23 protein-coding genes are annotated in these 23092 nt (G+C 59.2%); 18 read left to right on the plus strand and 5 right to left on the minus strand.

Annotated elements, in window-relative coordinates:
- Positions 1 to 88 precede the first annotated feature (88 nt).
- From cmoB to BLO50_RS10030, 4 genes are all read right to left on the minus strand, one after another.
- Complete coding sequence (cmoB, locus tag BLO50_RS10015; protein WP_090252033.1) at positions 89 to 1057, minus strand: tRNA 5-methoxyuridine(34)/uridine 5-oxyacetic acid(34) synthase CmoB; 969 nt, start codon at positions 1055 to 1057, stop codon at positions 89 to 91.
- On the minus strand, positions 1054 to 1830 hold the full coding sequence (gene cmoA, locus BLO50_RS10020; protein ID WP_090252036.1) for a carboxy-S-adenosyl-L-methionine synthase CmoA: 777 nt from the start codon (positions 1828 to 1830) through the stop codon (positions 1054 to 1056). The genes cmoB and cmoA overlap by 4 nt, the downstream gene beginning before the upstream one ends.
- Positions 1831 to 1899: 69 nt before the next feature.
- Entirely contained in the window at positions 1900 to 2535 is a 636-nt protein-coding gene (locus BLO50_RS10025) for a lysoplasmalogenase (protein ID WP_090252039.1), read from the minus strand.
- 283 nt (positions 2536 to 2818) lie between these two features.
- Positions 2819 to 3214 carry a protease inhibitor I42 family protein gene (locus BLO50_RS10030; RefSeq protein WP_090252042.1) on the minus strand — a complete coding sequence of 132 codons (396 nt, stop codon included), beginning with the start codon at positions 3212 to 3214 and terminating at the stop codon, positions 2819 to 2821.
- Between the two features lie 330 nt (positions 3215 to 3544).
- On the opposite strand from BLO50_RS10030, the gene BLO50_RS10035 reads away from it, so the two are divergent.
- The 5 genes from BLO50_RS10035 (at position 3545) to BLO50_RS10055 (ending at position 8763) form a co-directional block, all read left to right on the plus strand.
- Positions 3545 to 4297: an AraC family transcriptional regulator gene (locus BLO50_RS10035; protein ID WP_090252044.1), complete on the plus strand. Its 753-nt coding sequence runs from the start codon at positions 3545 to 3547 to the stop codon at positions 4295 to 4297.
- A gap of 177 nt (positions 4298 to 4474) precedes the next feature.
- Positions 4475 to 5158 (plus strand): methylamine utilization protein, encoded by a 684-nt coding sequence (locus BLO50_RS10040; RefSeq protein ID WP_420875456.1) that lies wholly within the window; start codon positions 4475 to 4477, stop codon positions 5156 to 5158.
- On the plus strand, positions 5145 to 7481 hold the full coding sequence (locus BLO50_RS10045; protein ID WP_090252047.1) for a bifunctional diguanylate cyclase/phosphodiesterase: 2337 nt from the start codon (positions 5145 to 5147) through the stop codon (positions 7479 to 7481). Before BLO50_RS10040 ends, BLO50_RS10045 begins: the two co-directional genes overlap by 14 nt.
- A gap of 2 nt (positions 7482 to 7483) precedes the next feature.
- Positions 7484 to 8341 (plus strand): DUF3034 family protein, encoded by an 858-nt coding sequence (locus BLO50_RS10050; RefSeq protein WP_090252051.1) that lies wholly within the window; start codon positions 7484 to 7486, stop codon positions 8339 to 8341.
- Between the two features lie 2 nt (positions 8342 to 8343).
- Positions 8344 to 8763, plus strand: a complete 420-nt coding sequence (locus BLO50_RS10055; RefSeq protein ID WP_090252054.1) for a group I truncated hemoglobin — start codon at positions 8344 to 8346, stop codon at positions 8761 to 8763.
- A 165-nt stretch (positions 8764 to 8928) separates the two neighbouring features.
- On the opposite strand, the gene BLO50_RS10060 is transcribed toward BLO50_RS10055, so the two are convergent.
- Positions 8929 to 9786: an HDOD domain-containing protein gene (locus BLO50_RS10060; protein WP_090252056.1), complete on the minus strand. Its 858-nt coding sequence runs from the start codon at positions 9784 to 9786 to the stop codon at positions 8929 to 8931.
- A gap of 723 nt (positions 9787 to 10509) precedes the next feature.
- Between BLO50_RS10060 and putP the strand changes: the two genes are divergently transcribed.
- The 13 genes from putP to fliL all read left to right on the plus strand — a co-directional run bounded on the left by putP (position 10510) and on the right by fliL (position 23086).
- Positions 10510 to 11997, plus strand: coding sequence for a sodium/proline symporter PutP (putP, locus tag BLO50_RS10065; RefSeq protein WP_090252059.1), 1488 nt, complete (start codon positions 10510 to 10512; stop codon positions 11995 to 11997).
- A gap of 293 nt (positions 11998 to 12290) precedes the next feature.
- The gene (locus BLO50_RS10070) at positions 12291 to 12512 is read left to right on the plus strand and encodes a VF530 family protein (protein ID WP_090252060.1); all 222 of its coding nucleotides are present in this window, start codon (positions 12291 to 12293) and stop codon (positions 12510 to 12512) included.
- A gap of 93 nt (positions 12513 to 12605) precedes the next feature.
- Positions 12606 to 12935: a flagellar hook-basal body complex protein FliE gene (gene fliE / locus BLO50_RS10075; protein ID WP_090252062.1), complete on the plus strand. Its 330-nt coding sequence runs from the start codon at positions 12606 to 12608 to the stop codon at positions 12933 to 12935.
- Between the two features lie 15 nt (positions 12936 to 12950).
- Positions 12951 to 14738: a flagellar basal-body MS-ring/collar protein FliF gene (gene fliF / locus BLO50_RS10080; protein ID WP_090252064.1), complete on the plus strand. Its 1788-nt coding sequence runs from the start codon at positions 12951 to 12953 to the stop codon at positions 14736 to 14738.
- Positions 14731 to 15747, plus strand: a complete 1017-nt coding sequence (gene fliG / locus BLO50_RS10085) for a flagellar motor switch protein FliG (protein ID WP_090252067.1) — start codon at positions 14731 to 14733, stop codon at positions 15745 to 15747. Before fliF ends, fliG begins: the two co-directional genes overlap by 8 nt.
- Positions 15748 to 15772: 25 nt before the next feature.
- Entirely contained in the window at positions 15773 to 16606 is an 834-nt protein-coding gene (gene fliH, locus BLO50_RS10090) for a flagellar assembly protein FliH (RefSeq protein ID WP_090252070.1), read from the plus strand.
- Positions 16596 to 17957, plus strand: a complete 1362-nt coding sequence (fliI, locus tag BLO50_RS10095) for a flagellar protein export ATPase FliI (RefSeq protein ID WP_090252071.1) — start codon at positions 16596 to 16598, stop codon at positions 17955 to 17957. The genes fliH and fliI overlap by 11 nt, the downstream gene beginning before the upstream one ends.
- A 3-nt stretch (positions 17958 to 17960) precedes the next feature.
- The gene (gene fliJ, locus BLO50_RS10100; RefSeq protein ID WP_090252074.1) at positions 17961 to 18413 is read left to right on the plus strand and encodes a flagellar export protein FliJ; all 453 of its coding nucleotides are present in this window, start codon (positions 17961 to 17963) and stop codon (positions 18411 to 18413) included.
- Between the two features lie 144 nt (positions 18414 to 18557).
- Positions 18558 to 18863 carry an STAS domain-containing protein gene (locus tag BLO50_RS10105; RefSeq protein WP_090252075.1) on the plus strand — a complete coding sequence of 102 codons (306 nt, stop codon included), beginning with the start codon at positions 18558 to 18560 and terminating at the stop codon, positions 18861 to 18863.
- 14 nt (positions 18864 to 18877) lie between these two features.
- A complete protein-coding gene (locus BLO50_RS10110; protein ID WP_090252077.1) occupies positions 18878 to 20572 on the plus strand; it encodes an ATP-binding SpoIIE family protein phosphatase in 1695 nt (564 codons plus the stop codon).
- Positions 20573 to 20602: 30 nt separating this feature from the next.
- Positions 20603 to 20956, plus strand: coding sequence for an Hpt domain-containing protein (locus tag BLO50_RS10115; RefSeq protein ID WP_090252079.1), 354 nt, complete (start codon positions 20603 to 20605; stop codon positions 20954 to 20956).
- Between the two features lie 118 nt (positions 20957 to 21074).
- Positions 21075 to 22325 (plus strand): flagellar hook-length control protein FliK, encoded by a 1251-nt coding sequence (locus BLO50_RS10120; RefSeq protein ID WP_090252082.1) that lies wholly within the window; start codon positions 21075 to 21077, stop codon positions 22323 to 22325.
- A 233-nt stretch (positions 22326 to 22558) separates the two neighbouring features.
- A complete protein-coding gene (gene fliL, locus BLO50_RS10125; protein ID WP_090252085.1) occupies positions 22559 to 23086 on the plus strand; it encodes a flagellar basal body-associated protein FliL in 528 nt (175 codons plus the stop codon).
- Positions 23087 to 23092: the final 6 nt, after the last annotated feature.

A 23092-nucleotide genomic window follows, 5' to 3' on the forward strand; every position in this document is an offset into this window, starting at 1 on the left:
TGGAGGCGGACATGCCGCAGGCTTGTCCGCCATCTGCACTGGACAAGCTAGCGCCTGTCGACCCTACGTGAGCTTTGATAAGTCCGGTTTACGGTTTGCGGGCGATCAGTACCGCGCGGCTTGGCGCCGGCAGGCCTTCCACGGTGCGGCTATGGTCGGCCGGGTCAAGGAATTCGGGCAGTGACTGAAAGCGCATCCACTCGGTCGAGCGTTGTTCGTCGACTGAAGTGGTGCTGACATCCACGCAGCGCACATCGACGAAGCCGGCGCGGCGCAGCCACAGCTCCAGGGCGGGCACCGAAGGCAGGAACCAGACGTTGCGCATCTGCGCGTAGCGGTCTTCGGGCACGAGCACCTGCTGTGCATCGCCTTCTACCACCAAGGTTTCCAAGACCAGTTCGCCGTCTTTAACTAGGCAGTCCTTGAGGTCGATCAAGTGGTCGATGGGCGAGCGGCGGTGATACAGCACACCCATGGAAAACACGGTGTCGAAGCCTTGTAGTTTGCTCGGCAGTTCCTCGAATGCCAGCGGCAGATGCCAGGCGGGCAGGTCGGGCAGGTAGTTCTTCATCGCCAGGAATTGGCAGAGGAACAGCCAGTTGGGGTCGATGCCGACCACGCTGTCCGCACCGGCGCCAAGCATGCGCCACATGTAGTAGCCGTTGCCGCAGCCGACATCTAGCACCCGCTTGCCCTTGAGGTCGAGGTAGGGCGCGACGCGCTGCCATTTCCAGTCCGAGCGCCATTCCGTGTCGACATGCACGTCAAACAGATGAAACGGCCCCTTGCGCCAGGGAATCAGGCCCTGAAGAGCCGTGGTTAATGCTGCGCGTGTCGAGTCGTCACAGGTTCCGTTGAATCGGAAGCTGTGTAGCAGCTCCAGTTGTTCGACATTCAGAGCCGGCAAGCTCTGCACCGCGCCGTACCAGCGCGCCAGGTCGCCATGGCCGACGGCCAGTTTGGCGTCGATCTGCCCGGGCAGGTCGGCTGACCAGTCTTGCAGTGGAGTGCCGGCAAGGGTTGCTTGCAGGGCGTCGAGGTCGAGGCGGCTGATCATGGCAGGGCAATCATTGAGGCGAAATTAAGACACTGGAACCACGGTACTACCTGGCTAAATCCAGCGGCGAGCAGGCGTTCGCGGTGCTGCTCCAGGCTGTCGGGGAGCATGACTTTCTCGATGGCGCTGCGTTTCTGGGCGATTTCCAGCTCGCTGTAGCCGTTGGCCCGCTTGAAGGCGATATGCAGATCGCCCAGCAGTGCGTGCTGCCCGGCGTCTTCGAATTGCAGTTTTTCCGAGAGGATCATTGCGCCGCCGGGCAGCAGGGCCTGGCGAATTCGCGTGAGCAATTCGAGGCGTTGTTCAGGCTGGATAAATTGCAAGGTGAAGTTCAGTGCCACCAGCGAAGTGGGCTGAAAGCCGAGGCGGAGAATGTCGGCCTCAATCACTTCGACGGGCAGCAACTCTTGAAACATCGAATCCTGCGCATGCAGGTATTCGCGGCAGCGCTCGACCATAGCACTGGAGTTGTCCACGGCGATCACCCGACAATCGTCGATCTGCACATGTCGGCGCAGCGCTTGGGTCACGGCGCCCAGAGAGCTGCCGAGGTCATACAGTACGCTGTGCGGTTGGGCGAACTGGCCAGCGAGCACACCAATGTTCTCGACAATGGTCGGATAACCCGGCACCGAGCGTTTGATCATGTCGGGGAAAACCCGCACCACATCCTCGTTGAACACGAAGTCCGGCACCTGGGCCAGGGGTTGGGCGAAAAGACGGTCGGGCTGTTTGCTCACGATGGCTGCGCACTGGTCAATAAAGCCGGGCATTTTAGCCAAGTGCACCGCATAGCCAAACCTTGATTACCGTTATTGGTCGCAAATCTGCATGGAGACGGCTCAGCGGGCGTGTTTGAAGGCCGACGCCGCAATCGCCCATTGTCCCAGCCAGTAGCTGAGCATGATCGCCACGGGCGCCGCCTCGAAGGGGGCGACAAAGCGGTTGATGCCGATCAGGCTGTCGGACAATACGAACAGCGCGGCACCTACGGCGGCCAGGCGCCTGGAATGGATATTCAGGTCGGGTTGGCCAAGGCGGGCAAGAGCGCGCCAGAGCGTGGCGCTGATCGCCAGGGCGTAACAGGCTACGGGGATCAGCAGCGGGCCCAGGTTGGCGCTGGCGAGGATGGTGAACATCGTTCCGCCAGTGGCCAGCGCAAGAATCAAAGCGAGCCAGGCTGGTTGTTTACAGTCGCTCAGGTAGGCGCGCAGGTAGGCCAGATGGGCCAGCAGGAAGGCGCCTAGGCCGAAAACGAACAGGTCGCCCGGCCAGTCGAGCAGAATATCGCCCGCCAGTGAGCAGAGCAGGCCGAGGCTGATCCAACGTCGATACAGGCCGCTGGGTGCCGTTCTCAACCACAGCAGCAGGGCAATCACTGGAATGCCTTTGCTGAGCAGGCCCAGTTCATTCATGCCGCTGAGCCGTGTATAGAAGAACATCGCAGCACCCAGCAAACCCAGCAGCAGATAACGCATGACCCTTGTCCTTGATACTCGAAAGGTCAGCACTATGGCGCGTCGCGAATTAACTGGCCACGCCGTGGATGCCACTTAGGTCAGCATTTCGCGCCAGTAGCAGCAGGCTGTTGAAAAACTACCTTCGTTGCATCGCCGCGTTAAAAACAGGCTCGTGCGCGAGTCCGATCAAAATGCTCATTTACAGCTCGTAAACTCCGCTTTTCGCCGTTTTGACCAGCCGAAGGCTGTTACTAACGTAGCGCCTTGCGCTGGCTGCCTCGCCTACGTTTTTCAACGCCTGCTAGCGAGCCTTGATCGTGCAGTTGAAGCGCTGGGCGGGCACTACACCGACTTCCCAGGGGCGTTCATAGGTTAGAGCCAATTGGCCTTCGCCTGCTTTGATGACCTCGAAGCGCCAGGTGGAAACCCCGGCGCTGCCGACCAGGCCGGCATCTTCCGGGTTGCTGTAGACCTCCGGGCCGAGGCTTTTCAGCACCTGGGGTGCGGAGTCACGCAGCAGCCAACGGAAACCGGTGGTGGGATTGCTCGGCAGGCGTAGGTTGAATTGCTGGCCAACGTGCAACGACAGCGGGCATTTGCTCTGCTGGTTTTGCTCCAGGGTCACGCTGCTGGGCGTTTGTGCGCAGGCGGCGAGCAGTGCAAGGCTGAGTGCCACTGTCAGGCGGGGGGCAAGCATGGTGAGCTCCTGGCGAATGTCGAGGCTGCCAGCATAGCCGCTAGGTCCGCCCTGCGGGAGTCTGTGCTGAGAACGTCGTCTGCAGTGGCGCGCGCAACTGCTGGAAGAATTGGTCGATCAGCGGTGTGAGCAGGGCAAAGCAATCGTGGCGTGCCAGGCGTACTTTTCGCCTGTCGATCAGCTCATGTTCCAGGCGTTGCAGCACCTGCTATTTCAGGCTTGGCGGACATTGACTGTTTAGGGCGATCAGCACCCATTTGTCGTACAGGCTGCAGTTTTACCGGGCAAAGGGTTAAAGTTGCACCTCTGTTTTTCAGGGTTGCACTTTTCATGTTCAACGCGCGGTTGATGCGTCTTGATGACCAGGCCCACGAACACACTCACGACCATCATCAACTGGTGCTGTCGCTGGCTGGGCGTGCCGAATTTGAAGTCAACGGCCGGGGCGGCGAGGTTTGCCGCATGCGCGCCTGCCTGGTGCCGGGGGATGCCGATCACCAGTTCGCTGGCATGGGTGACAACTGCATGCTGATCATCGATCTGGACGAGCAGGGCACCTCCAGCGAAGACCTGCAGCTGCTGACCCGTCTGTTTGAAACACCACGCTACCCGCAACTGGATGCCGATTTCCAGAACCTGCTGAGCTATGCCGGCGCCGAGCTGGAACGCTATGGCTCCGATCCATTGCTTCCCCGTGCCCTGGGGGGCGTGCTGCTGCGTGCCTTGCACCTGCGCCTGTTTGGCGAGCCCCAGACGCGGCCCATGGGGGCGCTGAATGTGGAGCGGCTCGACAGTTACATCACTCAGCATTTGGCGCGGCGTATCAGTGTGGCTGAGTTGGCGCAGGTGGCCTGTCTCAGCCCCAGTCATTTCCATGCGCAGTTCAAGGACAGCGTCGGTTTGACGCCGCATCAGTACCTGCTGAAAACACGCCTGGATCGGGCTGTACGGCTGTTGCGCGAGAGCGGCCTGCCGCTGATCCGTATCGCGGAAGAGTGCGGTTTCTCCAGCCAGAGCGCGCTGACCACCGCTATGCGCCGCTATCTGGGCCTGACGCCGAAACGCCTGCGTAGCGCCGAATAACTGAGCCCTCGACGGTTATTGGGTAGCACGCTGCATACATTTGCGTGATGGTTACAGTCGACGAAGCGTGAACTTCCGCACATGGGCGGCTAAGCTGTGGCCCACGCAGGTTTTTCCTGTGCCCGGGCAAGGATGCTGCCGGTAGTCAAGTGTGCCCATAAAGTGCGAGTAGTCTTGATGAACAAGCCCCTATACCTGTCCACACTGTCACTGCTCGGCATGCTGCTGTTCAGTACAACGCTGTCCGCTGCCAGTCTGCAAGCCGAGCTGGTGGACAGTGAAGGGCAGCCGCTGGCCAATGCTGTGCTTACCTTGCGCAGCGAGGTTGCACCCGTGGTTGCACCTGCCACGGCGGTGATGGATCAAATCTCGCAGCAATTCGCGCCCAATGTACTGGCTGTGCGAAGCGGTACTGCCGTGTCGTTCCCTAATAGCGACAACATTCGCCATCACGTCTATTCGTTCTCGTTGGCTAAGCGCTTTGAGCTACGCCTCTACCAGGGCACGCCGAGCGAGCCGGTGGTTTTCGATAAGCCCGGTGTGGTGGTGCTTGGTTGCAATATCCACGACTGGATGGTGGGTTATGTCTACGTCACCGACGACCCGTGGTTCGCTGTGAGTGATGCGCAGGGCAAGCTGAACCTGGAGCAGTTGCCGGCAGGGACCTACACCGCCAGCCTGTGGCACCCACAAGCGCCGGATATGTTGCCGCAGGATGCCGGCCAGGTGCAGCTGACAGAGGCCGGTAGCCAGCAGCGCTTTACCCTGTCCATGCAGGCTCCTGGCGGTCAAACCGCTCCGAGTGCGCCGGTCAGCGCTTTTGGTGATGCATTCAAGAAGGCACGCGATGCTGCGCAATAGCTTTCAGGCGCGAATTGCCGGGGTACTGGTACTGCTGCTGTTGGTGGTTGTGGGAGCGCTGTATGTGGCGGTGCAGACTGCCACCAATGCAGCCGTACGCAGCCAGGCACGTGAGCAGTTAGACGTCGGCAGCCTGGTCTTTCAGCAATTACTCGAGGTCCGTGGCCGTCAGTTGCACGACGCGGTGCAGGTGTTGGCGGCGGATTTTGGTTTCAAGGATGCCGTGGCCAGTGGCGACACCGAGACAATTCGCTCGGCGTTGATCAACCATGGCGCGCGGATCAACGCCAGTGCCGTCATGATGTTGGGCCTGGATGGCAACCTTGAGGTCAGCAGTGATCGGCAAATCAGCGGTGAGACTGCCAAGCGCCTCAGCGCGCAGGTGATGCAGCGTCAGCGCGAAGGTGTGCAGATCTTTCTGATGCCGATTGCTGACAAGATCTACTTGCTGGTGCAGGCCACAGTCACCGCGCCGCTGCCAATTGCTCGGGTCATGATGGGCTTTCAGGTCGATGATGCATTTGCCGCCGAATTGCGTGAGTTGACCCACCTGGATTTGACCTTGCGGGCGACCCAGGACGGTGTCGCGGATATCTGGATCAGCACTTTGCAACCCGCGCAAAGTAAGCAGCTGCAAGGCAGCATGTCTGAGTTGGCCAATGATGCAATCAGCCTGATCGGTGAAGAATCGTACTTGAATCAGACCCTGGTGCTGGCCAGTGGTGATGGTTTTGAAGTGCGTGCGCTGTTGCACAAATCCTTGAGTCAGGCGCAAGAGGCGTTTGCTCCACTTGATCAGAAAATTCTACTGATTGCTCTGGCTGCGCTATCCGCTTCGCTTGTGGGGGCCTTATTGCTGGCGCGCTCAGTGTCGCAGCCGGTTCGGCAGTTGGCGGCAGTGGCTGAGCGGGTACGCCAGGGTGATTACCAGGCCAGCCTGGACCTGCAGCGCGGCGACGAGCTAGGGCGTTTGGCCACTGCGTTCAAAGCCATGCAGCAAGGCATTGCCGAACGTGAGCGGCAGCTGGCGCACAATGCGCTGCATGACGCGTTGACGGGCCTGCCCAACCGCACGCTGGCGCTGGAACGCCTGGGCAGTGCCATCACAGCGGGACGACCGACGTCGTTGCTCTACTTGGGGGTGGCGAATTTTCGGGCCGTCAATGAAAGCCTGGGTGCTGAGGGAGGCGACCTGGCGTTGCAGCAATTGAGCCGACGCCTGCAGGTCGTGTTGCGTCCTGGTGATAGTGTGGCGCGGATTATCGGCGATGAATTCCTGCTGCTGCTGGAAAACACCAACAGCGACAGTGCCGTGGGTATTGCCGACAAGGTTCAGCAACTGTTGCTCAAACCGTTGCGCGTCGCCACCCACGATTTCGCCTTGGATTGCCGCATTGGCATAGCCAGTTATCCGGTGGACGGCAACGCCCCTGAAGAGCTGCTGCGCCGGGCGAGCATCGCCATGCAGGATGCGGCTGGCATGCCCAGCCATCTGCAGGTGTATCAACAGGGTCGTGATGATGCGCAGCAGCGGCAGATTCGCCTGATTCGCGATTTGCGGCATGCCCCTGATAAAGCAGAGTTGTTGCTGCACTATCAGCCCAAATTAGACATTGCGGCCGGGCAGGTGCGTCAGGCCGAAGCCCTGCTGCGCTGGCAGCACCCGACGCTGGGCATGGTCTCTCCGGGTGAATTTATCCCGCTGGCCGAACGCACCGGCAGTATCCAGTTGTTGACTGCTTGGGTCATTGAAGAAGTCCTGCGCCAATTACGTGAGTGGGCGGGGCGTGGACTGCGCGTGCAGGTGTCGTTGAATATCTCCACCGACGACCTGATTGACCCTCAGTTGCCGGCGCGGGTCAGTAAGTTGTTGGCCGAGTATCAGGTCCCGGCCGAGCAGCTTATTTTTGAAATCACTGAAAGTGGTGTGATGCTCAATCCCGAGGTCGCGCTGCAAGTGCTGCATGGTTTGCGGGCATGTGGCATCAGCCTGTCGGTGGACGACTTTGGCACGGGCTATTCTTCCCTGGCGCAGCTAAAGCGCATGCCGGTGCAGGAGTTGAAAATTGATCAATCATTTATCCGCGACCTGGACGATGCCAGTGAGGACTCAGTCATCGTGCGTTCGACCATCGAGATGAGCCACAGCCTGGGCCTCAAGGTCGTAGCTGAAGGGGTCGAGTTCGAGCGCAGCCTGCAATTGCTCGGGCGTTGGCAGTGCGACACCGCCCAGGGCTACCTGATCAGTCGTCCACTGGCGGCGCAAGCCTTTGAAACCTGGATGGCGCAGTACGTCCACGCCCCCTCGACGTTGGTGCATTAAATATGACTTACCTGCCACGCTGCATTGTCCTGCTGCTCGGCCTGCTGGCCAATCTGGCCTGTGCCGATGGCCGTTTGTTGGCCACCGGCGGTGCCAGCAGTATTGAAGGCGCCGCCGGTGGCGGGATTACGCCCTGGGCTGTGTTGTCTGGGTATGGTGAGCGCGGCGAGTGGGGCGCGGATGTATTCGCCACGCGGGTAGAGACGGGCGATTACCGTCTGGACGTGGCCGGTGTCGGTGTCGCTTTCGACAACCGTGTTGAATTGTCTTACGCCCGTCAGCGTTTTGATCTGGGTAACCTGGCGCGCGGCCTCAACTTGCCTGAGAACAGCCTGAGTCAGGACATCTTTGGCCTCAAAGTTCGCCTATTCGGTGATTTGATCTACGACCAGTTGCCGCAGGTCTCTCTGGGCATTCAGCACAAGCGCCAGAAGGATTTTTTGATTCCCAGTCTGGTTGGCGCCCAGCGCAGCGAGGACACCGAGGGTTACCTCACGGCCAGCCGGCTGATCCTTGGCGGTGCCTTTGGCTACAACCTGCTGCTCAACGGCGGTATTCGTTACAGCCGAGCCAATGAGCTGGGGCTGTTGGGCTTTGGCGGTGACCGCCGTGATCGTCATTCAGTACTCAAGGAAGGTTCGGTCGCTGTGCTGTTCAATCCGCGTTGGGCGCTTGGGGTCGAATACCGCGAAAAGCCGGATAACCTGAGCTTTGCGGGTGAAAGTGATTGGGCCGACTTGTTTCTGGGCTACTTCCCCAACAAGAATCTCGCCGTGGTGCTGGCGTATGCGCGCCTGGGCGAGATTGCCACACTGGATCATCAGGACGGGGTTTATCTGTCCGTGCAGGGGAGTTTCTAGGCATGCGCAGTGTGCTGTTAGCGATGGTTCTGACCCTGGCGGCCTGCGCTCAGCAGCCGCCCAAAAACGACAGCCTGTACCGTGAGTTGGGTGAGCAGGCCGGGATCACTCGTATCGTTGAAGGCATGCTGCTGAACATTGCTGCTGATCCGCGCATCGTTCGGCACTTTGAAAATATCGATATCGAGCGTCTGCGCGACAAACTGGTGGAGCAGATCTGCGTCGAAGCGGGCGGCCCCTGCACGTACACCGGCGACAGCATGGAAGAGAGCCACAAGGGCCAGAACCTTACGCCGAGCGACTTCAACGCCCTGGTGGAAAACCTGCAGGAGGCCATGAGCGCGCAGAACGTACCCATGCCGGCGCAAAACCGCCTGCTGGCGCGCCTGGCGCCGATGCGTGCGCAGGTGATTGACCGCTAGAGCGTCTTTCGACCACACCTACTACACGGTCGTCCTGCTGTGTAAACGCTGGGCTTGGCAAACACCTCAGCTGCAGTTCAATCGGGAGCCAGTCACGCCGCTACGAGGCTGTTACCGGCTCAATGCGACAGTAGCGTGTACGGTTGCCGGGTTGTGTGGGGGGGATTAACGCAACGTCTGGGCTATCGCCTGAATGTCGGCGCGGTGACTTATCACCAGGCTGAGTTCGCCGTTCTCACCGATAAAATCCTGCGGTGGCATCAGTTTCTGGTAGGCCGCCAGTTCTTGAAGTGAGGGCAGTTCGGCGGTTGGCGTGTGCTCCTTGATGGCGTGATAGAGCGCCAGGTTGACCAGATCCAGCAATTGCAGGCTATGCCCCGGGCTGCATTGCCAGTTGCCGGCGTTGCGAATGATCTCGATGTATTCGTTATGCACCGACCATTTCTTCAGCACGATGATGCCGAGCGATTTGCTGTACTCCTGGCACAGCTTTGAATAGAGCTCGTTAGAGGGTGTTACGCGTTCACTTCTGAACGCTGACAGCACGGCAAGGGTGCCCACCTCGCTGAGCAGGCTGGCGAGCAACGCGTGCTCCGCCGTCACATGGCCCAGCAAGCGTGCCAGCATGGCGCTGATGCTGGCTTTGATGACCAAGCGCTCCCAGGCCTCGACAAATAGCCGTTTGTGCCCCGGGCTGTACAGGGTGAACAGGCTTTTGATGCTGTGCACCATGGTAATTCGGTCAACTTCAGCCATGCCAAGCATGCTGATCACTTCGTGCAGGGTTTTGGGCGGCAGGGTGTGGCGATACAGGGCGCTGGAGGCATGTTTCATCAGCAGGGCGCTTAGGGCGGGATCGCGGCTGATCAGGCGCACCAGGGTGTTTCGGGAAATATTGGGGTCACCCAAGGCGCGACGGATATCGAGGGTAATGGTTGGTAGGCTGGGCAATTGCTCTTCGCCCTGCATTAACTGTGAAACGACACGGCGGTAAATGGAGTAATCGGATGCTTCACTCTGCAACACACACCTCCAACTTGATGAATGCAGTCTAGATGGCTGTCCTGCGTCTGTTGGACATGACGATGGATGGCAGGGCCAGCAGCGCGTGCGTTGCTTTTCTGCTTTAAACGCTATTTGTAGGAAGTTCCCGCTGCTGGAGTTTTTTGCAAAAACTCCAGAGTTTTTTGTAAGAAGCGTTCATGCATCTGCCACTAAATTCCATGCTCGATTTACACGGTGCGCAGGTTTCTGCTCATAGGATGCCCCAGCAAGCCAGCGAGTTTGGGCTAGACCTAACACAGGCAATGAGCAGATAAGGACCATGCATGAGCGCAACAGCCTTCATTGTTAGGTCCTTGTCCGGCCATCTTACTGCGCACTTTGTGGTGAGCAATGCAGCATTTTTACCGGTGTGCAGCGGTTTTCAAACCGGCCAGTGCATGCCGGGTCCCGCCAGGGGTAAGGCGTTGGCGGGCCATTAAAAGGATTTTTACGGGCGACTGTCTTGCGGCATGCGCCCGTTGTTGTATTGGGGCTCCAGAGCCTTTTTACGATCTTGCACGCTAACGCGTTGACAGGCGTTTTTACGCCGCGGCGACGAAGCACAGCCGATCGTAAGCAGGTTCTTTGTGCCTCGGTTGCGGTAAGTAGCTTCACCTGCATAGGCAGGCGTGCAATGCCACGTTGGCAATGGGGGCTAATCCCTGTTGCTGAAATAACAACAATCAAGAGGGGAGCCCCCCAATGACTGCAAATACTCCGATGCTCGTCACCTTTGTGGTGTACATCGCGCTCATGGTGCTGATTGGCCTGTTCGCGTACATGCGCACCAAGAACCTTTCCGATTACATCCTGGGCGGCCGTAGCCTGGGCAGTTTTGTTACCGCCTTGTCGGCGGGGGCATCGGACATGAGCGGCTGGCTGCTGATGGGCTTGCCGGGTGCGGTATACCTGTCCGGTCTGTCCGAGGGCTGGATCGCCATCGGCCTGATTGTCGGTGCTTACCTGAACTGGTTGTTCGTCGCTGGCCGTCTACGCGTGCAGACTGAGCACAACGGTAATGCCCTGACCCTGCCGGATTACTTCACTCACCGCTTCGAAGACAGCAGCCGCGTGCTGCGCATCTTCTCCGCGCTGGTGATTCTGGTGTTCTTCACCATCTACTGCGCCTCCGGTGTTGTGGCCGGTGCCCGCCTGTTTGAAAGCACCTTCGGCATGTCCTACGAGACCGCGCTGTGGGCCGGTGCTGCGGCGACCATCGCCTACACCTTCATCGGTGGTTTCCTGGCGGTGAGCTGGACTGACACCGTGCAGGCCACGCTGATGATCTTCGCCCTTATCCTCACCCCGATTGTGGTGATTATTGCCACCGGCGGTGCTGATGCCACCTTCGCGGCGATCGAACTGAAAGACGCAACCAGCTTCGATATGCTCAAAGGTGCAACCTTTGTCGGCGTGATCTCGCTGATGGCCTGGGGCTTGGGCTACTTCGGTCAGCCGCACATCCTGGCGCGCTTCATGGCCGCTGACTCGGTGAAGTCGATTCCTGCTGCCCGTCGCATCTCCATGACCTGGATGATCCTGTGTCTGGGCGGTGCGGTTGCCGTGGGTTTCTTCGGTATCGCTTACTTCTCCGCCAACCCTGACCTGGCTGGCCCGGTAGCCGAAAACCCTGAGCGCGTGTTTATCGAACTGGCCAAGCTGCTGTTCAATCCATGGATTGCCGGCATCCTGTTGTCCGCCATCCTGGCTGCAGTGATGAGTACCCTGAGCTGCCAGCTGCTGGTGTGCTCGAGTGCCCTGACCGAAGACTTCTACAAGGCCTTCCTGCGTAAGGGTGCCTCGCAGGCTGAGCTGGTATGGGTAGGCCGTGGCATGGTTTTGCTGATCGCGATCGTCGCCATCATGCTGGCCGCCAACCCGGAAAACCGCGTACTGGGTCTGGTGTCCTACGCTTGGGCAGGCTTCGGGGCTGCGTTCGGTCCGGTGGTGATCCTCTCGCTGGTATGGAAGCAGATGACTCGCAACGGCGCGCTGGCCGGCATGCTGGTGGGTGCTCTGACTGTGATCCTGTGGAAGAACTTCCTCGGCCACCTGGGCCTGTACGAAATCATCCCAGGCTTTATCTTCGCCACCATCGCCATTCTGGTGTTCAGCAAGATCGGCAGCGGCCCATCGGCCAGCATGATCAAGCGCTTCGACGAAGCCGAGAAGGAATATCAGTCGGCCTGATAGTTTGAAATACCTGGCAACTGACTGGTCGTTCAGTTGCCCCGCGGGCTTGTTTCGCGGCGATGTGCGTGCGACCCGATAGTGCTTCGCCGGCCCACACCTTTGGTGTGGGCCGGCTTTTTTATGGCGACTTATCCTGAGGCTCACCCTGGCTGACGTTACGGCGCAGGGGCATAGCGGCCTCCAGGTATTTTTTATGCTGATGCCCAATCACGCTGGAGGCTTTCGGTTGTTCACCGGCTTGGCTATGGTGGCGGGGTTTGTCTTAATCGAGCTGTCCGTACAGGTTCTGCATGACTCAATCACCTAAAAATCCGCTACACGGCGTCACCCTTGAAGCCATTCTCACCGCATTAGTGGTTCAGTATGGCTGGGATGGTCTGGCTGAACGGATTGATATCCGTTGCTTCAAGAGTGACCCAAGCATCAAGTCCAGCCTGACTTTTTTACGCAAGACGCCTTGGGCGCGGGAGAAAGTCGAGGCGCTGTATGTCCGTTCGCAAACACGGAAATAGACGCTAAGCCCCAGTTCAAAATTTGGCACCCTTGTTGCAATACCTCTGCAAACGCCGCGAAGCGTCAAAAAACCGCGGCCAGTGGAGGTAGAGATGAGCCAGGGTGTTGAATTCAATCGCTTGATGCTGGAAATGCGGTCCATGCAGGCCGACGCCATGGCGCGTCAGAAGCCTGTCGCCAGCACGCCTGAACCCGGTGCGCCAAGCTTTTCCGAGATGCTTGGGCAGGCGGTGGGCAAGGTCAACGAAACCCAGCAAGCCTCCAACAAACTGGCAACTGCCTTTGAGATGGGCACCAGTGGCGTGGATTTGACGGACGTGATGATCGCGTCGCAGAAAGCCAGCGTTTCCTTTCAAGCCATGACCCAGGTGCGCAACAAGCTGGTTCAGGCTTATCAAGACATTATGCAGATGCCGGTTTAAGGGTAGGGCTGAATCATGGCTGAAGCCGTCGCTGCAAACGTACCTGCCACCACCGGTGGTGATGAGCCGAAGAAACCGCTGTTCGGCCTGACTTTTCTGGAAAACCTCGCCGATATGTCGATGTTGCGCCAGATTGGTCTGTTGGTCGGTCTGGCTGCGAGTGTGGCCATCGGTTTTGCTGTGGTGCTGTGGTCGCAGCAGCCGGATTATCAGCCGCTCTATGGCAGCCTCGACGGCATGGACGCGTCCCAGGTCATGGAGACGTTGTCCGCGGCTGATATCAAATACACCGTGGAACCCAATTCTGGCGCGCTGCTGGTCAAATCAGGCGACCTGGCGCGCGCCCGTATGCGCCTGGCTGCGGCTGGCGTTGCACCGAAAGACAATAGCGTCGGTTTTGAGATTCTCGACCAGGAGCAAGGCCTGGGCACCAGCCAGTTTATGGAAGCCACCCGCTATCGCCGCGGCTTGGAAGGTGAACTGGCGCGTACCGTTTCCAGCTTGAATAACGTTAAAGCGGCCCGTGTACACCTGGCCATCCCGAAGAGCTCGGTGTTTGTGCGTGATGAGCGCAAACCCAGCGCCTCGGTATTGGTTGAGTTGTATTCTGGGCGCGGCCTGGAGCCGAGTCAGGTCATGGCCATTGTCAATCTGGTCGCCAGCAGCGTGCCGGAAATGGACAAGGCCCAGGTCACCGTGGTCGACCAGAAGGGCAATCTGCTGTCGGATATTCAGGAAATGTCTGAGCTGACCATGGCCGGCAAGCAGTTCGATTACAGCCGCCGCATGGAAAGCCTGTTCACTCAGCGCGTGCACAACATCCTGCAACCGGTACTGGGCTCGGGTCGCTACAAGGCCGAAGTCTCGGCGGATGTGGATTTCAGCGCGGTGGAATCCACCTCGGAAATGTTTAACCCGGATCAACCTGCGCTGCGCAGCGAGCAGTCGGTCAACGAACAACGTACCAGCAGCCTGCCGCCGCAAGGTGTCCCCGGCGCGCTGAGCAACCAGCCGCCTGCAGCCGGTGCCGCGCCGCAGCAAGCGGGTGCCGCGGCGCCAGCCGTGCCTGGGCCGATTGCTGCCGGGCAGCCGCTGCTGGATGCCAATGGCGCTCAGATTATCGATCCGGCCACCGGTCTGGCCATGTTGGCGCCGTACCCAGAGGACAAACGCGAGCAGTCCACACGCAACTTCGAGCTGGATCGTTCAATCAGCTACACCAAGCAGCAGCAGGGGCGCTTGCGCCGACTGTCGGTAGCGGTGGTAGTGGACGATCAGGTGAAAGTCGACGCAGCCACGGGCGAAACCACGCGCGTGCCGTGGAGCCGCGATGACCTGGCGCGGTTTACCCGCCTGGTACAGGACTCAGTAGGCTTTGACGCCAGTCGGGGTGACAGCGTCAGCGTGATCAATACGCCGTTCTCCGCCGAACTGGGCGAAGAGATGATTGATATCCCGTTCTACACCCAGCCGTGGTTCTGGGATGTGGTCAAACAAGTCCTCGGCGTGCTGTTTATTCTCATCTTGGTATTTGGTGTGCTGCGCCCTGTCCTCAATAACATCACCAATGGCGGCAAAGGCCAAAGTGACGGCCGTGATGGCGATGTTGAGCTGGGTGAAATGGGCGCGCTGGGTGGTGATCTGGCTGAGGACCGTGTGAGCCTGGGCGGTCCGCAAAGCATCCTCCTGCCAAGCCCGAGTGAGGGGTATGATGCACAACTGAACGCCATCAAGAGCCTGGTCGCCGAAGACCCGGGCCGCGTAGCCCAGGTTGTGAAAGAGTGGATTAACGCCGATGAGTGATAATCGAACCGCCACTAAATTGAGCAAAGTCGACAAGGCCGCGATTCTGCTGCTGTCGCTTGGTGAAACCGACGCCGCCCAGGTGCTGCGTCATCTGGGCCCGAAAGAAGTCCAGCGGGTCGGTGTGGCCATGGCCGGTATGCGCAATATCCAGCGCGAGCAGGTCGAACAGGTGATGGGGGAGTTTGTCGACATCGTCGGTGATCAAACCAGCCTGGGCGTTGGTGCCGATGGTTATATTCGCAAGATGCTCACGCAGGCATTGGGCGAAGATAAAGCGGGCAGCCTGATTGACCGTATTTTGCTCGGCGGCAGCACCAGTGGTCTCGACAGCCTGAAGTGGATGGAGCCGCGCGCCGTGGCTGACGTGATTCGCTACGAACACCCGCAAATTCAGGCCATCGTCGTGGCTTACCTGGACCCCGATCAGGCCGGTGAAGTACTCGGGCATTTCGACCATAAGGTACGCCTGGACATCGTCCTGCGCGTGTCGTCACTGGAAACTGTGCAGCCGGCTGCGCTGAAAGAACTCAACGACATCCTTGAGCGGCAGTTTTCTGGCAGCGCCAATACGTCCCGTGCTGCATTGGGCGGGGTCAAACGTGCGGCGGATATCATGAACTTCCTCGACAGCTCGGTTGAGGGTCAGCTGATGGACTCAATCCGCGAAGTCGACGAAGACCTTTCCAGCCAGATCGAAGACCTGATGTTTGTCTTCGACAACCTGGCCGATGTCGACGACCGGGGTATTCAAGCCCTCATGCGCGAAGTGTCGTCGGATGTGCTGGTGCTGGCGCTCAAAGGTGCTGACGAGGCGATCAAGGAAAAAGTCTTCAAGAACATGTCCAAGCGAGCCGCCGAATTGCTGCGCGACGACTTGGAAGCCAAAGGCCCGGTACGCGTCAGCGACGTGGAAACTGCACAGAAGGAAATTCTCACCATCGCCAGACGCATGGCCGAAGCCGGGGAAATTGTCCTGGGCGGCAAGGGCGGCGAGGAAATGGTTTAACACATGGCTCGCAATGGTTTGACGCATGTCCAGTAAAGAGCCGCCCAGCGAGCTGATTCGCGCCAAGGATCTCAAAGGCGTTGATGTGTGGGCGTTGCCCAGCTTCGACCCGGAAGTGGAAACCCCAGAGCCTGGCGAAGAAGAGCAAGCGAATAACCCGACGGTTGAGGTGGACGATCAGGCGCCGGCTGAGAGTGAAGAGGTGGCCCTTGAAGATGTCAAGCCCTTGACGTTGGATGAGTTGGAGGCAATCCGTCAGGACGCCTACAACGAAGGGTTTGCCACTGGTGAGAAGGATGGTTTCCATGCTGGCCAGCTGAAGGCCAAGCAGGAAGCCGACATTGCGTTGGCCGCCAAACTGGCCAGCATGGAGCAGCTGATGACGCAGCTGTTCGAGCCGATTAGCGCACAGGATCAGCAGCTTGAAGAAGCCATGGTCAGCCTGCTTGGGCAAATGGTGCGCCAGGTGATTCAACGTGAGCTGGTCAGTGATTCGAGTCAGATTCGCCAGGTGCTCAGCGAGGCGCTCAAGTTGCTGCCGATGGGCACCGGTAACATCCGTATTCACGTCAACCCGCAAGACTTCGAAATCATCAAGGCCCTGCGCGAGCGCCACGAAGAAAGCTGGCGAATTCTCGAAGATGCCTCTTTGCTGCCCGGTGGGTGTCGTGTGGAAAGCGAACTCAGCCGTATTGATGCCACGGTGGAAACCCGCTTGAACCAAGCGATCAAACAGCTGTTCGAGCAGCAGCGTGAGCAGGCCGCGCACCCGCTGGAGGCTGACTTGCATACCGATTTGGATGCGCCAGCGGTGGAGGCTGCGCAGATACACAGCCAGGCGAGCCCGGATGCGCCTTGATCGGGTGAGTTTCGCCAAGCGCCTGGCGGGTTACAGCGAGGCCGTGACACTGCCGACTCAGCCGTTGGTCGAGGGTCGCCTGCTGCGTATGGTCGGTTTGACCCTGGAAGCCGAAGGCCTGCGTGCTGCCCTGGGCAGTCGCTGTCTGGTCATCAATGACGACAGCTATCACCCGGTGCAGGTTGAAGCTGAGGTCATGGGCTTTTCCAACGGCAAAATCTTTCTGATGCCGGTCGGCAGCCTGGCGGGCATCGCCCCAGGTGCTCGTGTAGTGCCGCTGCCTGACACCGGACGCTTGCCCATGGGCATGTCGATGCTGGGCCGAGTGCTCGATGGCACGGGTCGCGCGCTTGACGGCAAGGGTGGCATGAAGGCGGAGGATTGGGTGCCGATGGACGGCCCGGCGATCAACCCGCTCAACCGCCACCCGATCAGCGAACCGCTGGATGTCGGCATTCGCTCAATCAACGGCCTGCTGACGGTGGGGCGTGGACAGCGCCTGGGGTTGTTTGCCGGCACCGGTGTGGGTAAGTCGGTACTGCTTGGCATGATGACGCGCTTTACCGAGGCCGACATCATCGTGGTGGGGTTGATTGGTGAGCGGGGCCGTGAAGTAAAAGAATTCATCGACGAGATCCTTGGTCACGAGGGGCTTAAGCGTTCGGTTGTGGTCGCTTCACCGGCGGATGATGCCCCCCTCATGCGCCTGCGAGCGGCGATGTACTGCACGCGTATTGCTGAGTACTTTCGCGATAAAGGCAAAAATGTGCTGTTGCTGATGGACTCGCTGACCCGCTTTGCCCAGGCCCAGCGCGAGATCGCCCTGGCCATTGGTGAGCCGCCGGCAACCAAGGGTTATCCGCCCTCGGTATTTGCCCGCCTGCCCAAGTTGGTCGAACGGGCTGGTAATGCTGAGAAGGGCGGTGGGTCGATTACTGCGTTCTACACGGTGCTCAGTGAGGGCGACGACCAACAGGACCCGATTGCCGACGCCGCCCGTGGTGTGCTCGACGGCCATATCGTGCTGTCGCGCCGACTGGCCGAAGAAGGCCATTACCCGGCCATCGATATCGAAGCCTCGATCAGCCGGGTGATGCCGCAGGTGGTCAGCGCTGAGCACATGCGCCTGGCGCAGCGTTTCAAACAGCTGTGGTCGCGCTATCAGCAGAGCCGCGACCTGATCAGTGTGGGCGCTTATGTGCCGGGCGGTGATGCCGACACCGACCTGGCCATCGCCCGCCAGCCGGCCATGGTCAAATACCTGCGGCAGAACCTGCAGGACAACGAAAGCCTGGAAAGCAGCAGCGCACAGCTGGCTGCGACCTTCAATCCCGCTGCAGCGGGCGCATAATCCATGGCACAAAGCCGCGCCGCGCGACTGGCCCCGGTGGTCGATATGGCCGAGCGTGCCGAGCGCGAGGCTGCTCTGCAATTAGGTCGTTGCCAGGGCCTGCTGCGCCAGGCTGAAGTGCAGTTGGGCGATCTGGAGCGCTACCGCGGAGACTACCAGCAGCAATGGATCAGCGAGGGCCAGCGGGGAGTGTCCGGGCAGTGGCTGATGAACTATCAGCGCTTTCTTACCCAGCTGGAAACCGCCATCGGCCAGCAGCGCACCAGCGTTGACTGGCACCGCAGCAATATGGAAAAGGTGCGAGAGGCCTGGCAGCAGCGCTATGCGCGGTTGGAAGGTTTGCGCAAATTGGTCAAGCGTTATCAGGATGAAGCACGCCTGGCTGAGGACAAGCGTGAGCAGAAACTGCTTGATGAGTTGTCCCAGCGCATATCCGCCCGCGATTCGCAGTCTTAAGCGCGAATTACCCACCTGCAATACATCGACACAGCCTAAACAGTTGCTGCCAGCGCATTGCAATGCTACATCTTGATCATGCATAACCTGCTGCCTGGCCCACTGGTATGTGCGGCCTCGTCTTTTCGCTTATAGGAGTAATTCATGGCCATCACCTCGCTGCCCTCATCCGATGGGCAAGAGCTGACCATTTTGATTCAGGGACGCTTCGATTTCGGTGCGCATCAGGAATTTCGCAATGCCTACGAGCGCGTCAACAGCACCCCGCAACGCTACGTTGTAGACCTTAAAGACACCACTTACCTGGACAGCTCCGCGCTCGGCATGCTGTTGCTGTTGCGTGACCATGCCGGCGGTGACAGTGCGCAAATCCGCCTGCTCAACTGCAACCCGGATGTGCGCAAGATTCTCGCAATCTCGAATTTCGAGCAGCTGTTTAAAATCGCCTGATCGAGGCGCGTGTCATGGCTGAGCGTCTGTCCATCCTGATTGCCGAGGACAACGCGGCTGATCGCATGCTGCTGTCGACCATCGTCAGTCGCCAAGGGCACCGGGTACTGACCGCCAGTAATGGTTTGGAGGCGGTGGCCCTGTTCGAGCAAGAGCGGCCGCAGTTGGTCCTGATGGATGCCTTGATGCCCATCATGGACGGCTTTGAAGCTGCCCGACGGATCAAACAGGTGGCCGGCGAAGAGCTGGTGCCGATCATTTTTCTGACCTCACTGACCGAAGGCGAAGCCCTGGTGCGCTGCCTGGAGGCCGGCGGTGATGACTTTCTTGCTAAACCCTACAACCGGGTCATTCTCGAAGCGAAAATCAAGGCCATGGATCGCTTGCGCCGCCTGCAGGATACGGTGCTGCAGCAGCGTGATCTGATTGCCATGCACAATGAACACCTGCTCACTGAGCAGCGCGTGGCCAAGGCCGTGTTTGACAAGGTGACGCACTCCGGTTGCCTGGATGCACCGAATATCCGCTACCTGCAATCACCTTATGCAGTGTTCAACGGCGATTTGCTGTTGGCTGCGTTCAAACCGTCGGGTGGCATGCATGTGTTGCTGGGGGATTTCACCGGCCACGGTTTGCCCGCAGCAATTGGGGCGATGCCGCTGGCTGAGGTGTTCTATGGCATGACGGCCAAGGGCTATTCCCTCGCTGAAGTGCTACGCGAGATCAATGCCAAGCTCAAACGTATTCTCCCCGTCGGGGTGTTTTGCTGTGCGACGGTGTTGAATATCAGTTTCCAGCGGCAGGTGGTCGAGGTATGGAATGGCGGCCTGCCTGATGGCTATCTGCTGCGTGGCAGTGGCGAGCGTTTGCCGCTGGTGTCGCGGCACTTGCCGTTGGGTGTGCTGGAACCGGCCGCATTCAACGACAAGTATGAGGTCTACCCGCTGGCGCTGGGTGATCGGGTTTTTCTGCTCTCCGATGGTGTGCTGGAGACCTGTAACAAGCTCGGTGAGTTGTTTGGTGAAGAGCGCTTGCTGGAGGTGATCGCCGCTAACCGGCATCTGCCGGCGTTGTTCACTGAAATTCAGCAGGCGCTGACCCATTTCAGTGGTGAGCAGCAGGACGATGTCAGCTTGCTTGAGGTCAGCCTGGTTGATGATGCGGAGTTGAGCCGTCCGCCACTGGCCTTTGCCGATAATGGCCAGAGTCATTCCCTTGATTGGTCGGCCAGCTTCGAGTTTCGCGGTGAAACCCTGCGTCACTTCAACCCGCTGCCGTTCCTCCTGCAATTATTGCTTGAGGTGCAGGGGCTAAGGCCTCAAGGCGGAGCCTTGTTCAGTGTGTTGGCCGAGTTGTATTCCAATGCGCTTGAGCATGGCGTGTTGGGGTTGGACTCAGCACTCAAGGCAAATGCCGAGGGGTTTGCTGAGTACTACCGTCAGCGCAGTGTGCGCCTGGCTGCGCTGACCGACGGATTTGTGCGCTTTCACCTGCAGTTGTTACCTGAAGGCGCAGGAGGGCGCTTGATCGTCCGTGTTGAAGACAGTGGCTCGGGGTTCGATCCTCAACAAGTGCCCGTTGAACCGCGTGACGCACATAGTTTGAGTGGCCGCGGACTGGCCTTGGTCAGGCAACTGAGTGAACGTTGCAGTTGGGGCGACGGCGAACCGGGGGTGCGCGTGGAGTTTTCCTGGTTGCCTGGGGCATAATCCGAGGCACCACGCGAGGGGAGCGAGCCGTTGTCCGATATTCACCTTGATAGCGCAGTATTAGCGGCCTTGCAGGATGTCATGGAAGATGAATATCCGGTGCTGCTGGACACCTTTCTGATTGATTCTGAAGAGCGCCTGCTCGTACTGCGCCAAGCCGAACAGGCGGCCGATGCGCAGAGCTTGCGGTTGGCGGCTCACAGTTTTAAGGGCAGTTGCAGCAACATGGGGGCGCCGATGCTGGCGGGCCTGTGTAAACAGCTGGAAGAGGCTGGGCGTCGCGAACAGTTGGAGCAGGCTCCTGAGCTGGTCGAACAAATTGAGCGTGAGTTTGCCATTGTGCGCATCCTGCTCAAGTCCGAGCGTCAGCGTTATCGGCATTAACTTTGCTGCGCCTGTCTGCTGGCGTTGCTGCAGCTCACCTCGCCCCGTCTGCCAATAAACAAGTTGGCCCGCCCCTTGCAAAACCCTTCGCACGACCAATCCCGAGCGGAGAGTATCCATGTCCGTTGCCCCCGATCTGCTGCTCAAGTCAGCACCTGAAGTAAAGCCCAGAGCTGCTGCATCAAAACCGCCGGAAAAACCCGCGCAGCCCAATAAGAATGAGGCTTCCAGCTTCTCTCAGGTGTATGCCAAAGAGCGGCAGGCTAAAGCGGCTGAACGTAACGACGGGCCTGCAAAGCCGGCACGTGAAAGCAATGTTGATAAAGACGAACCGCAGGATGCACAGGCGCAGGCTGCCGTTGGGCAGGCCGAGGTTGCCGATAGCGGCAAGCCCTTGCCGACTGATCCGGCAAGCGATGGCGCCGTTCTGGATCCGCTTCTGTTGCTTGGTATCACCGGTGAGATGCCCGTAGCCGAGACGGATGACGTGGCGCTTGAAGCCGAACCTGTGCCGCTGATGGTCACCACGGGTAACTTGACCAGCTCCGGCCCGGCGAGCATGACCGAGGCCAGCTTTGATGCTGAGCTGGATGCGCTCAATCAGCTGCCGGCAGTGCGCATGGCCCTGGAAATGGGGGCGAAGGAGAAGCTGCAGGCCGATCAGGCTGGAGCGCCCTCGGTTCAGGCGCAAAACGTCAGTCAAAGCTTGTTGGCCAGTCAGGTGGTACAGGATGAAACCCCGGTCGAGGGGGATAGCCTGGAACTGCCAGAGTTACAGCTTGAAGCCCTCACCGGTAAAAGCCTGGAGGCGTTGAAGGAAGGCACGGCCAATAACGCCCCGGAGAACTTTGTCAGTAAGCTCAATGCCCTGACTCAGGCGATGAACCAACAAGCGACCCAGGCGCGCGCGCCCTTATTGGCTGGCCAACCGGTGGCCATGCAGCAGGGTGGCTGGAGTGAAGCCGTGGTGGATCGGGTGATGGTGATGTCCAGCCAGAACCTCAAGTCGGCTGAGATTCAGCTGGATCCTGCAGAGCTCGGCCGTCTGGAGGTGCGTATCAGCGTCAACCAGGACCAAAGTCAGGTGACGTTCGCCAGTCCACATGCCGGTGTGCGTGAAGCGCTGGATTCGCAGATGCACCGTTTGCGCGAACTGTTTGCCCAGCAGGGTATGAATCAGCCGGACGTGAATGTTTCTGATCAGTCGCTGAACCGCGGTTGGCAAGGGCAGGGGGGCGATGGTGGCAATAGTCGCGGAGGGTCCTCCAGTGAACTGCTGGGCGGGGATGAGGAGCTCCATTCGAGTACGGTCGAGTCGGCTCGCACGTCATCTGTAAGTGCCCGTGGCTTGGTTGATTACTACGCATAGAGCGCTTGCTGCTGTAGTTGCATGGCCCACTGATCTAAACTGCATTTCGCCCGACTCCCCGTGTGTGGGAGTCGGGCGATTTTGTTTGGGCGTACGTTGATCGAATGCCTTGGTCGCATCACCTTTCGGTGCTGCGCCACTCGTACTGAGCAGGTTTGTTGACAGACTGGCATAACACTTGCTCTTAACCCTTTGAAAACGGATAGAACTCCGAATAACGACGGATTATTGGCATGGCTAAGAAAGAAGCAGCACCGGCACCGGCAAATGCCGAGGCGAAACCAGCCGGCAAAATGAAGCTGATCATTATCATCGTTATTGCGGTGTTGCTCGCTGTAGGCCTTTCTGTGGGGGGAACCTGGTTCTTTTTAAGTAAAAAGGACGCAGGGGCTGAAGAAGCCAAGGCAGAAGTCAGCGCCGAACCAGCAGTACCCGTCAAACAGGCCGCAATCTATGAAGAGCTGTCACCGGCCTTTGTCGTGAATTTCAACCACCAAGGCCGCGCCCGCTATATGCAGGTTAGTGTGGCGTTGATGACCCGTGATCAAGTGGCCCTGGATGCGCTCAAGGTGCATATGCCGGTGTTGCGTAACCGCCTGGTGATGCTGTTTTCCGGTCAGGATTTCGGTTCCTTGCTAACCCCGGTCGGTAAAGAAATGCTGCGCCAGCAAGCGACTGCCAGCGTGCAGGAGCTGGCTGAGAAAGAGACCGGCAAAGTCACGGTTGAGCAAGTGTTGTTCACCAACCTCGTGTTGCAGTAATCAGGA

It is taken from the genome of Pseudomonas peli (genome assembly GCF_900099645.1).
Classification (GTDB): domain Bacteria; phylum Pseudomonadota; class Gammaproteobacteria; order Pseudomonadales; family Pseudomonadaceae; genus Aquipseudomonas; species Aquipseudomonas peli.